The organism is Robbsia betulipollinis, assembly GCF_026624755.1.
Lineage (GTDB): Bacteria > Pseudomonadota > Gammaproteobacteria > Burkholderiales > Burkholderiaceae > Robbsia > Robbsia betulipollinis.
In genome coordinates, this window is record NZ_JAPMXC010000001.1 from 905,074 (window position 1) to 917,193 (window position 12,120).

General features: G+C 65.5%; 8 protein-coding genes. 4 read left to right on the top strand and 4 right to left on the bottom strand.

What is annotated here, in order from left to right; translation table 11 throughout:
- Positions 1-4: 4 nt before the first annotated feature.
- The 3 genes from odhB to typA form a co-directional block, all read right to left on the bottom strand.
- Positions 5-1,276: a 2-oxoglutarate dehydrogenase complex dihydrolipoyllysine-residue succinyltransferase gene (odhB, locus tag OVY01_RS03945; protein ID WP_267845801.1), complete on the bottom strand. Its 1,272-nt coding sequence runs from the start codon at positions 1,274-1,276 to the stop codon at positions 5-7.
- A 129-nt stretch (positions 1,277-1,405) separates the two neighbouring features.
- The gene (locus OVY01_RS03950; RefSeq protein WP_267845803.1) at positions 1,406-4,261 is read right to left on the bottom strand and encodes a 2-oxoglutarate dehydrogenase E1 component; all 2,856 of its coding nucleotides are present in this window, start codon (positions 4,259-4,261) and stop codon (positions 1,406-1,408) included.
- Positions 4,262-4,656: 395 nt separating this feature from the next.
- The gene (typA, locus tag OVY01_RS03955; protein ID WP_267845805.1) at positions 4,657-6,477 is read right to left on the bottom strand and encodes a translational GTPase TypA; all 1,821 of its coding nucleotides are present in this window, start codon (positions 6,475-6,477) and stop codon (positions 4,657-4,659) included.
- Positions 6,478-6,841: 364 nt separating this feature from the next.
- Between typA and OVY01_RS03960 the strand changes: the two genes are divergently transcribed.
- From OVY01_RS03960 to OVY01_RS03975, 4 genes are read left to right on the top strand one after another with little or no spacing between them, the layout of a single operon-like run.
- Positions 6,842-7,354 (top strand): MarR family winged helix-turn-helix transcriptional regulator, encoded by a 513-nt coding sequence (locus OVY01_RS03960; protein ID WP_267845806.1) that lies wholly within the window; start codon positions 6,842-6,844, stop codon positions 7,352-7,354.
- A 56-nt stretch (positions 7,355-7,410) separates the two neighbouring features.
- Complete coding sequence (locus OVY01_RS03965; protein WP_267845808.1) at positions 7,411-8,913, top strand: efflux transporter outer membrane subunit; 1,503 nt, start codon at positions 7,411-7,413, stop codon at positions 8,911-8,913.
- A gap of 25 nt (positions 8,914-8,938) precedes the next feature.
- The gene (locus tag OVY01_RS03970; protein ID WP_267845810.1) at positions 8,939-10,183 is read left to right on the top strand and encodes an HlyD/EmrA/EmrK family protein; all 1,245 of its coding nucleotides are present in this window, start codon (positions 8,939-8,941) and stop codon (positions 10,181-10,183) included.
- 12 nt (positions 10,184-10,195) lie between these two features.
- The gene (locus OVY01_RS03975; RefSeq protein ID WP_267845811.1) at positions 10,196-11,755 is read left to right on the top strand and encodes a DHA2 family efflux MFS transporter permease subunit; all 1,560 of its coding nucleotides are present in this window, start codon (positions 10,196-10,198) and stop codon (positions 11,753-11,755) included.
- Positions 11,756-11,827: 72 nt separating this feature from the next.
- On the opposite strand, the gene OVY01_RS23220 is transcribed toward OVY01_RS03975, so the two are convergent.
- A complete protein-coding gene (locus OVY01_RS23220) occupies positions 11,828-12,022 on the bottom strand; it encodes a tRNA pseudouridine(55) synthase TruB (protein WP_432422219.1) in 195 nt (64 codons plus the stop codon).
- Between the last annotated feature and the right edge of the window lie 98 nt (positions 12,023-12,120).

The window sequence follows — 12,120 nt, forward strand, 5'->3', positions numbered from 1 at the left end:
TTCCTTAGATGTCGAGCAGCAGACGTGCCGGGTCTTCGAGCGCTTCCTTGATCGCGACCAGCGCGAGCACGGCTTCGCGGCCGTCGATGATCCGGTGGTCGTACGACATCGCCAGATAATTCATCGGCCGCACCACGACCTGGCCGTTCTCGACGACCGCACGGTCCTTCGTCGCATGCACGCCGAGGATCGCCGACTGCGGCGGGTTGATGATCGGCGTCGAGAGCATCGAACCGAACACGCCGCCATTGGAGATCGAGAAGGTACCGCCGGTCAGGTCTTCGAGCGAGAGCTTGCCGTCTTTTGCCTTTTGACCGAATTCGGCGATCTTCTTTTCGATGTCGGCCACGTTCAGCTGGTCGGCGTTGCGCAGGATCGGCACCACCAGGCCGCGCGGCGAACCCACTGCGATGCCGATGTCGAAGTAACCGTGGTACACGATGTCGGTGCCGTCGACCGAGGCGTTGACGACCGGGTACTTCTTCAGTGCGTGCACAACCGCCTTGACGAAGAAGGACATGAAGCCCAGCTTGACGCCGTGTTCCTTCTCGAAACGGTCCTTGTAGCGGGCGCGCAGATCCAGCACCGGCTGCATATTGACTTCGTTGAAGGTGGTGAGGATCGCGTTGGTCTGCTGCGATTGCAGCAGACGCTCGGCCACCCGTGCGCGCAGGCGCGACATCGGCACGCGCTGCTCCGGACGACCGTCGAGCCACTGCTCGCCGCTCGCCGGTGCTTTCACCTGCGCAAGCGACGGCGCGGGAGCCGCCGGCGCTGCGGCGGCCTTCGGTGCGGCGCCCAGTGCGTCGCCCTTCGTGACACGGCCGTCACGGCCATTGCCCGGCACTTCGTTGGCGTTCAGGCCCTTCTCGGACAGGATCTTCGCAGCGGACGGCGAAGCGGTGCTGGAGGTCGGCGTAGCGGCGGCAACGGCGACATCGGCCTGCGTCGCGGCGGGCTGCGCGGCCGGAGCCGGGGCGGCGGGTGCCGGGGCGGCGGGTGCCGACGAGGCGGGCGCCGACGCGCCGGCCTTGCCTTCGGTATCGATACGGGCGATCACCTGATCGGCGCCGACGGTCGCGCCGTTCTGCTCGATCAGTTCGACCAGCACGCCGGCGGACGGCGCCGGCACTTCCATCACCACCTTGTCGGTTTCGACTTCGATCAGGATTTCATCCTGGCCGATCGGATCGCCGACCTTCTTCTTCCACTCGATCAGTGTCGCTTCGGCGACGGATTCCGACAATTGTGGGACCTTGACTTCAACGATAGCCATATTTCTCTCTGAACAGAAAATGCAAAATGGGGATTGGGCCCGGACGCCACGCGGGGCGTCCCCGCGTGGTGCGTCCGGCGGCGCGGATCATCCGCTCGTCGCTTTGCTTGTGGGCCTTGCAGCCGCGCCTTACTTCGTCAGCGTGCTCTTCAAACGGCCGAACGCGCCCTCGATCAGCACCTTCTGCTGCTCGTAATGCTTCGCGTAATAGCCGACCGCCGGCGACGCCGAAGCCGGACGACCGCTGTACGCCAGCTTCTGCCCTTCCTTCATGCCGTCCAGCAGATGGTGCTCGACATAGAACCACGGGCCCTGGTTCTGCGGCTCGTCCTGCACCCACACGACCTCGGTGACGTTCGGGTACTTGTTCATTTCCGCTTCGAACGCCTTGTGGGCGAAGGGATACAGCTGCTCGACGCGCAGGATCACGACGTGGTTCGCGACGGTTTCGCGACGATGCGCGATCAGATCGTAGTAGACGCGGCCCGAGCAGACCACCACCCGCTTGATCTTCGACGCTTCGACGACCACCTCGTTCTTGTCGGCGATCACCGGCTCGAAGGTGCCGGTGGCCAGCTCGTCGAGCGAGCTGATCGCTTCCTTGTGGCGCAGCAGGGACTTCGGCGTGAAGATGATCAGCGGCTTGCGGAACTGGCGGATCATCTGACGGCGCAGCAGATGGAAGATCTGCGCCGGCGTGGTCGGCTGCACCACCTGCATATTGGTCTCGCCGCACAGTTGCAGGAAACGCTCGATACGCGCCGACGAGTGCTCCGGACCCTGGCCCTCATAGCCGTGCGGCAGCAGCATCGTCAAACCGGACACCCGGCCCCACTTCACTTCGCCGCTGGAGATGAACTGGTCGATCACGACCTGCGCGCCGTTCACGAAGTCGCCGAACTGCGCTTCCCAGGCGACGAGCGTGTTCGGCTCGGAGGTCGAGTAGCCGTATTCGAAGCCCAGCACCGCTTCCTCGGACAGCACCGAGTCGATCACGGTGAAGCTCGCCTGATTCGGCGCGACGTTCTGCAGCGGAATATAGGTGCCGTCGTTCCAGCGTTCGCGATTCTGGTCGTGCAGCACCGAATGACGATGGCTGAAGGTGCCGCGGCCGCTGTCCTGGCCGGTGAGTCGCACCGCATAGCCTGAGCAGACCAGCGACGCATACGCGAGATGCTCTCCCATGCCCCAATCGAGCGGCTTGTTGCCCAGCGCCATCTCGCGGCGGTCGCTGATCACGCGGCCGACCAGCGGATGCACCTTGAAGTCTTCCGGAATGCGGGTGATCGCATCGCCGATGCGCTTCAGCTCGGCCAGCGGCACCGTCGTATCGGCGGCGTCGGTCCATTTGCGGTTCAGGAACGGCACCCAGTCGAGCGCATACTGACTCTTGTAGTTCGACAGCACCGGGTCGACCGTGTGGTGACCTTCGTCCATCGCGGTACGGTAGGCCTTGACCAGCTCATCCGGACCGTCGGCCGGCAGCACCTGCTGCGCGACCAGCTTCTCCGCGTACAACGCGCGCGTGCCCGGGTGCTGCGAGATCTTCTTGTACATCAGCGGCTGCGTGACCGCCGGCGTGTCCTGCTCGTTGTGACCCAGCTTGCGGAAGCAGACGATGTCGATGACGACGTCCTGATGGAACTCGGCGCGGTAATCCACCGCCAGTTCGATCGCGAACACCACCGCCTCGGGATCGTCGCCGTTCACGTGCAGCACCGGCGCCTCGATCATCTTGACGACGTCGGTACAGTACAGGGTCGAGCGCGAGTCGCGCGGATCCGACGTGGTGAAGCCGATCTGGTTGTTGATCACGACATGCACGGTGCCGTGCGTGCCGTAACCCCGGGTCTGCGCAAGGTTGAGCGTTTCCATCACGACGCCCTGGCCCGCGAACGCGGCGTCGCCATGGACCTGCACCGGCAGCACTTCGCGGCCCTCGAGGTCGGCGCGGCGGTCCATGCGTGCCTTCGCCGAACCTTCGACCACCGGGTTGACGATTTCGAGATGAGACGGATTGAACGCGAGGGACAGGTGGATCGGGCCGTGCTCGGTGGCGATATCGCTCGAGAAACCCTTGTGGTACTTGACGTCGCCGGCCGGCAGATCGTCGACGTGCTTGCCTTCGAATTCGGCGAACAGGTCCGCCGGCATCTTGCCCAGCGTGTTGACCAGCACGTTCAGACGACCGCGGTGCGCCATGCCGATGACGACTTCCTGCACGCCGCGCGACGCGGCGTGGTGCACCAGCGCGTCCATCGCCGCGATGAAGCTTTCGCCGCCTTCGAGCGAGAAACGCTTCTGGCCCACGTATTTCGTGTGCAGGTAGCGCTCCAGGCCTTCGGCCGCGGTCAGACGTTCGAGAATGTGCGTCTTCTTCTTCGCGCTGAAATTCGGCGCCGAGCGGCGGCGCTCGAGGCGCTCCTTGAACCAGCGCTTCTGCTCGGGGTCGCTGATGTACATGAATTCGACGCCGAGCGTGCCGCAGTAGGTGTCGCGCAGATCCTGCAGGATCTGCCGCAGACTGGCCTTCTCATAGCCGAAATACAGGTTGTTCGCGCTGAACTCCTGGTCCATGTCGGCTTCGGTGAAGTCGTAGAACCGGGGTTCGAGTTCGGGAATCGGCGCGCGTTCCTGGCGTTTGAGCGGATCGAGATTCGCCCAGCGCGCGCCGAGAAAGCGGTAGGCGCCGATCAGCGACTGCACGAATACCTGCTTGCCGGCGGTGGCCAGACCGGGCTCGCCGATGCGGGGCAGGAAGGCGTTCGAGCGCGCGCGTTGCGCGAACGACTCGATGATGGGCGTGTGCGCGACATCGTTGGTCGCGCTGCCGTCCACGCCGGGCACGTGCTGGAGGGCGTCGAAATAATCGCGCCACGTGTCGGGCACGGCCGCGGGATTGTTCAGATATTCCTCGTACATCTCTTCGACGTACGGAGCATTTCCGCCGAACAGGTAGGAGTTCGACCGGGATTGCTTCATCATTTTTACGCTCACTTTTCTTCGAGTTTCTCGAGAAATAGCGGGTTACAGAACCCTTCCGCGACACGGCCTGACCGTTAAGCGGATGCGAATCAAGTTGTGCTGGAAAGGACCGAGCTACACCGCGAAGCATAGCATGATTGGCCGTGGGCCTGCGTCACGCCGTCGCATCGCGGCGACAGAAAAGCCCGGCCCGCGTGACGATGCGCATTGCCGAACGGCGAGGATCCAGGCGGACGAGGCCCGACCGCGGCGGCACGATCACCCCGTATCGCCCCGTAAACGAAAAGCCCCCGGCGGCGGATTTTTTGGAATCCGCCGCCGGGGGCTTTCCCGCCCGGGGCGCTCATCTGCTGCGTCCCGGTGCATCGTTCAATGCACCCGTCTCATGCAAAAGCTCAGTCGCGGCCGGCGCGCTTGCGCTCGTGTTCCTTCAGGAAGCGCTTGCGAATCCGGATCGACTCGGGCGTCACTTCCACCAGCTCGTCGTCGTCGATGAATTCCACCGCGTATTCCAGCGTCGTCTTGATGGACGGCACGAGACGCACGGCTTCGTCGGTACCCGACGAACGCACGTTGGTCAACTGCTTGCCCTTGATCGGGTTCACCACCAGGTCGTTGTCGCGGCTGTGGATGCCGATGACCATGCCTTCGTACAGGGGGTCGCCCGGTTCCACCAGCATGCGGCCGCGGTCCTGCAGCTTCCACAGCGCGTAGGCCACGGCGTCGCCGTCGTCCTGCGAGATCAACACACCGTTGCGGCGCTCGCCGATCTTGCCTTCCTTGGCCGGCTGGAAACCGTTGAAGGTATGGCTGATCAGACCCGTGCCGCGCGTGAGCGTCAGGAATTCGCCCTGGAAACCGATCAGACCGCGCGCCGGAATCAGATATTCCAGGCGCGTGCGGCCGCGACCGTCGGAGACCATATTGGACAACTCGCCCTTGCGGCGGCCGAGTTCTTCCATCACGCCACCCTGATGCTCGTCTTCCACATCGACGGTCAGGTTTTCGTACGGCTCCATCTTCACGCCGTCGATTTCCTTGATCACCACGCGCGGACGCGACACGCCCAGCTCATAGCCTTCACGGCGCATGTTTTCGATCAGGATGGTCAGGTGCAGTTCGCCGCGGCCCGACACCTCGAACGAACCTTCTTCGTCGGTGTCCTTCACGCGCAGCGCCACGTTGTGACGCAGCTCGCTCGTGAGGCGGTCGCGAATCTGACGGCTCGTCACGAACTTGGTCTTCTTGTCCCGGCCGGCGAGCGGCGAGGAATTGACCATGAAATTCATCGTCAGCGTGGGTTCGTCGACGCTGATCAGCGGCAGCGGCTCGGGCGTGCCGACGTCGCAGATCGTGGCGCCGATGCTGACGCCCTCGATGCCGTTGATCAGCACGATGTCACCTGCCTGGGCTTCCTGCAACTGGACGCGGTCCACGCCGCTGAAGCCTTGCACCTGGTTGATCTTGCCGCTCTTCGGCGCGTCGTCGGCGCCGAACTGATAGGTCACCGCCTGGCCGGGCTTGACACGGCCACGGTTGACGCGGCCGATGCCGATCTTGCCCAGGAAGGTCGAGAAGTCGAGCGAGACGATCTGCAGCTGCAGCGGCGCGTCCGGGTCGGCCGGGCGAACCGGCACGTGCTCCAGGATCGCGTCGAACAGCGGACGCATGTCGCCTTCGCGCGCATCCTGATCGAGGCTCGCATAGCCGTTCAGCGCCGAGGCGTAGACCACCGGGAAGTCGAGTTGCTCTTCCGTGGCGCCCAGCTTGTCGAACAGGTCCATGGTCTCGCCGTGGACCCAGTCCGGACGCGCGCCCGGACGGTCGATCTTGTTGATCACCACGATGGGACGCAGACCCATCGCCAGGGCCTTCATCGTCACGAAACGCGTCTGCGGCATCGGGCCGTCGACGGCGTCCACGAGCAGCAGCACGGAGTCGACCATCGACATCACGCGCTCGACTTCACCGCCGAAGTCGGCGTGTCCCGGCGTGTCGACGATGTTGATGTGCGTGCCTTCGTATTCGACCGCGCAGTTCTTCGCGAGAATCGTGATGCCGCGTTCTTTTTCGATATCGTTCGAATCCATCACCCGCTCGGCGGTCTGTTGGTTCTCACGGAAGGTGCCCGATTGACGGAGCAGTTTGTCGACAAGCGTCGTTTTGCCATGGTCGACGTGGGCGATGATGGCGATATTGCGAAGCGCGCGGCTCATTGAGGAACTCGGAAGCGTGGAAGCGTGGAATCGGTACGTGCGGGACGTATAGGGACGGTCAGGAGCGTGTGTAATTGCGAACGCGATGGCAGACGCGGCGCCGAAGCCGATGATCGACCCCGATGGCACCGCCGATGACAAAGCGAATCGGACATTGTTGTACGCCGACGCTGTCACAGAGATGCTGGCCTAGCGCACGCCCATTCCGGAACAAGCGATTATAGCACGGTATTCGGGCTTTGCTAAGCACGCGTTTGCCCGCGAGGCAATGTCGCCGGACGATCACACGGGCAAACGCACATTGCCTGCCACGGCATCCATCCTTATAATGCGTGACCTTTCAATCATTGTCATTGCACGCATCTTGCATTCGAAAACCGATTACCCGGATGCGCCGCCGCGTTCCGCGCGGCCTTCAGCGCCACCACCGTCCCGGTCGCAGCCGTACGCGGACGAGTCGGTCTGCTATCTGCTTTCCCGGGTGCGCGCGTTGATGACATCCGAGGTGCAGGCCGCGACGCTACCGCGTTTCCAGCTGAACAGCACGCAGGCGAGCATGCTGATTTTGCTGCGCCGGGGGCAACGCAGCGGCGCCGATCTCGCGCGGGAGGTCGGCCTCGACGCCAGCGCCGTGACACGTCTGCTCGACAAGCTCGAGAGCCGCGGCCTGGTGGCACGTACCCGCAGCGCGGCGGACCGGCGCGTCGTCGATGTCGCGCTGAGCGCGGCGGGCCATGCGATGCTGGAGGGGTTGCAGCCTATCTACACCGACATGCTGGAAAAAATATTGGCGGGTTTCACGCCGGACGAGGCCGACGCGCTGCAGCGTCTGCTCAAAAAAATCATCCTCAATCACCAAACGTGTACCGGAAAGTGAGCGCCCGCGTGGCGGCGACCCCGACGGTAGACCGGTTTCACGCACTGGCCCAAGCCATGAATCCACCTTCCCTGTCTTTTCGCGCCCGCGCGCGGCTGTCGCGCAGCGCGGGCGCGCTGCTGCTGGCCACGGCGGGCCTCGCCTCCCTCGCCGGCTGCGCGAACTATGCCGGCATTCGCAGCGACAAACAGCCGCTCGATGTCGCACGGATCGACACCGCGCAAAGCCTGCCGACGCAAGGCGGCCAGTGGCCGACGATGAACTGGGCGGCCGACTTCGGCGATACGCAACTGAGCAGCCTGATCGCAGAAGCGCTGGCGAACAACCCGTCGATCGCCGAGGCCCGTGCGCGCCTGGACCGCGCCGCCGCCTACGCCGCCGGCGCCGACGCGCGACGCTATCCTCGGGTCGACGGGCACTATTCGGTGAAGCGGGAACTGTATTCGGGCAACGCACTCTATCCCGAACCCTATGGCGGCAGTTGGTACACCGAGAACAACGCCTCGCTGTCCGCGTCGTACGAACTCGATCTGTGGGGCAAGAATAGCGCCGGTCTCGCGCAGGCGATCTCCGAGCAACGCGCGAGCGCGGCCGAGGAGCAGGAATCCCGGCTCGCGCTGGCGACCTCGGTCGCGCAGCAGTACAACGCGCTGGCACGCGAGTATGCGTTGTTCGACGTCGCCCAGGCCGAGGCGCGCGAACGCCAGGCGCTCGGCCAGATCAGTGCCGCGCGCTTTTCCGCCGGGCTCGACACGCAGGTCGAGACGCGCGTGTCCGACACGCAGATCGCAACCAGCAATACCCTCGTCTCCCAGCTTCAGGGAAGCATCACCGTCATGCGCTATCAGTTGGGCGCGCTGCTCGGCAAGGGGCCGGACCGGGGGCTGGCGATCGCCCGTCCGCAGATGCAGCCGTTGCCGGTGTCGGCGCTGCCCGACAACGTGCCCGCGAACCTGTTGTCGCGGCGCCCGGACATCGTCGCCGCGCGCTGGCGCATCGACGCCGCTACGCAAGGCGTGACCATCGGCAAGGCGGACTTCTATCCGGATATCAATCTGTCGGCAGCCGCCGGTTTCGATGCCTTCGGCTTCGGCCATTTCCTGCAGTTCGGCAGCCGGCAGATCCAGGTGGGTCCGGCGATCGATCTGCCGATCTTCGACGCCGGCGCGCTGCGCGCCCGACTGAAGGACCGGTACGCGACTTTCGATACGGCCGTCGCGACCTACAACGACACGCTGGTGCGCGCGTTGACCGAAGTCGCCACGCAGATCGCGCAGATCCGCTCGATCGAGCAGCAGCAGCACGACGCGCAGGCGGCCTACGACGCCGCCGCGAAGGCCTATCAGCTCGCCGTGATCCGCTACCAGGGCGGCCTGTCGACGCAACTGCAGGTACTCGACGCGGATCGGGCGCTGCTGCAGCAGCGCCAGACGCTGGTGACGCTGGCGTCCCAGCGGCGCGACCAGCAGATCGGCCTGATCAAGGCGCTGGGGGGCGGCTTCGACAGCGCGCCGCCGCCCCGGCGTGACGCCCTCGATGCAATGACCTCGCCTACATGATCTCGAATAAGAACCGGAGCACACGATGAGCACCCCCCAACCGGCCGCCGGGACGCCGACGTCCCCGCCCAATCAGACGTCCAATCAGACGCCGAATCAGACACCCGGTCAGGCGCCCAATCCGCCGCCCGCCAAGCCCAGTGGCCGCCGCAAATGGTGGTTGCTGCTGGTCGCGCTGATCGTGATCGTCGCGGCCGTCGCCTACGGCTTTTATTACTTCCTCGTCGCGCAGTTCCACGAGGAAACCGACGACGCCTACGTCAACGGCAACGTCGTGCAGATTACGTCGCAGGTCATGGGCACCGTGATCGCCGTCAACGCCGACGATACGCAAACCGTCAAGCAAGGCGATCCGCTGGTGCGCCTGGACGACGCCGACGCCAAGGTCGCGCTGGAACAGACCGAGGCGAATCTGGCGCAGGCGGTGCGGCAGGGCCGCACGCTGTATGCGAACAACAACGCGTATTCGGCGACCGTCGCCGAGCGCCAGTCCGACCTGGCGAAGGCCAGATCGGATCTGCAACGGCGCCTCGCGATCGCGCAGACCGGCGCGGTGTCGGGCGAGGAAATCTCCCACGCGCGGGATGCGGTGCGCAGCGCCCAGGCGGCGGTCGACGCAGCCCAGCAACAGCTCGTGTCGAACCGCGCGCTGACCGACCGCCTTACCGTGAGCAACCAGCCCAACGTCAAGCTTGCCGCCGCGCGCGTGCGCGACGCTTACCTGAACTACGCCCGCAACACCCTGCCCGCGCCGGTCAGCGGCTATGTCGCGAAACGCGCGGTGCAGGTTGGCCAGCGCGTGTCGCCGGGCACCCCGTTGATGGCGATCGTGCCGCTCAACGGTGTCTGGGTGGACGCCAACTTCAAGGAAGTGCAACTGCGCCACATGCGTATCGGCCAGCCGGTCGACCTGACCGCCGACGTTTACGGCGGCAAGCAGGTGTTCCATGGTCACGTGCAGGGTTTCTCGGCGGGTACGGGTAGCGCCTTCGCCCTGCTGCCGGCGCAGAACGCGACCGGCAACTGGATCAAGGTGGTACAGCGCCTGGCGGTGCGCATCGCGCTGGATCCGCAGGAACTGCAGGCGCATCCGTTGCGTATCGGCCTGTCGATGAATGTCGACGTGACCATCAAGGACCAGGAACACGACCAGCTCGGCAACGTGCCGAACACCGTCTACCAGACCGATGTCTTCGCGCAGTACGGCGCGCAGGCGGATGCCGAGATCGCGCGCATCATCGCGGCCAATATCGGCAATACCCGCTCGTGAACGCCTAGCGCCATGGCCGCCACCGCGCCCCGCGCCCACGAACCCCTGACCGGCGGCGCCCTCGTGCTCGGCACGGTCGCCGTGTCGCTGGCCGTTTTCATGAACGTCCTCGACACCTCGATCGCCAACGTGTCGATTCCGGCGATATCGGGCGACCTGGGGGTGGCGTCCGACCAGGGCACCTGGGTGATCACCTCGTTCGCCGTCGCCAATGCGATCTCGGTGCCGCTGACCGGCTGGCTCACCCAGCGTTTCGGCCAGGTGAAGCTGTTCTTCATCTCGATCGTGCTGTTCGTGATCGCGTCCTGGTTGTGCGGCCTTGCGCCCACGCTGCCCTTCCTGCTCGCCGCGCGCGTGCTGCAGGGCGCGGTGGCCGGGCCGATGATCCCGCTATCGCAATCGCTGTTGCTCGGCAGTTACCCCCGCGCCAGGGCGCCGATGGCGCTGGCGCTCTGGTCGATGACGACCCTCGTCGCGCCGGTCGCGGGACCGATCCTCGGCGGCTACATCTCGGATAACTATTCCTGGCCCTGGATTTTCTACGTCAATGTCCCCGTGGGCATCGTCGCGGCCGTCGCGACCTGGTTCGTCTACCGCAGCCGCGAATCGGCGGTCCGCGCGCTGCCGATCGACAAGCTGGGCCTGTTCCTGCTCGTCGTCTGGGTAGGCTGCATGCAGGTGATGCTCGACAAGGGCAAGGACCTCGACTGGTTCAGTTCGCCGACCATCGTGGTCCTTGGCCTGATCGCGCTCGTCGGGTTCGCCGTCTTCGTGATCTGGGAGCTCACCGCCACGCATCCGGTGGTCGACCTCTCGCTGTTCGCGAAACGCAACTTCACCGGTGGCACGATCGCGCTGGCGGTCGGCTATGGGCTCTATTTCGGCAATCTGGTGCTGATTCCGCTCTGGTTGCAGACGACGCTCGGCTACACCGCCACCAACGCGGGCCTGGTGCTCGCGCCGGTGGGTGTCTTCGCGATCCTGCTCTCGCCGCTGGCCGGGCGCCTGCTGACCCGCACCGACCCGCGCTACATGGCCACCAGCGCCTTCGTCATCTTCGCGATCGTATTCTGGATGCGCTCGCGCTACACGACCGATGTCGATACCTTTTCGCTGATGGTGCCCACGCTGATCCAGGGCGCCGCGCTCGCGGGCTTTTTCATTCCGCTGGTGACCATCACCCTGTCCGGCCTGCCGGGCGAGCGGATCCCGGCGGCGTCGGGGCTGTTCAATTTCGTACGGATCATGTTCGGCGGCATCGGCTCGTCGGTGTTCACGACCGCGTGGGACCGGCGCACGTCGCTACACCACGCCCGCCTGATCGAACAGGCCACGCCGTACAACCCGACCTTCACGCAGGCGATCGACCGGATGCAGTCGCTCGGCATGTCGCATACGCAGGCGCTGGGCGCTTTCAACGCCGCGCTCGGCCAGCAGGCGTCGACGATGGGCGTGGACGACCTGTTCTATCTGTCGGCCGGGATCTTTCTCGCGCTGATCGCGCTGGTCTGGATCACCCAGCGGCAGAAAGCGGAAGGCGACGCGGGGGCGGCGGCCTCGGCCGCGCATTGAACGACGCCGACGGCGCCCGTCGGGCAGGCATGCCTGGCGACGCCTTCCGCGCGCCGCAGGATGTCGCGCCACTCAGGCGCCGTCCGTTCCCACCAGACGCTCCGGCGCCAGACGTCCGGCAACCAGCGTCGCCGTGCCCAGCAAACGGTCGTTCGCCCCGTAGACGCGGACCCGGCCGATGTCCTCGGTCGCCGGGTCGAGCGCCGCGCTGGCCGCCGGGTTGGCGATGCCGCCGTCGGCCGCCCCGGATGGCGATGGCCAGCGCATCGGCGCGTGCGCATCCAGACGCAGGCGTTGCCCATGACGGAACCGCACCGCGAGTTCGGCGCTCAGCAGAACCGCGGGGTAGCTGGACAGCAACGCAT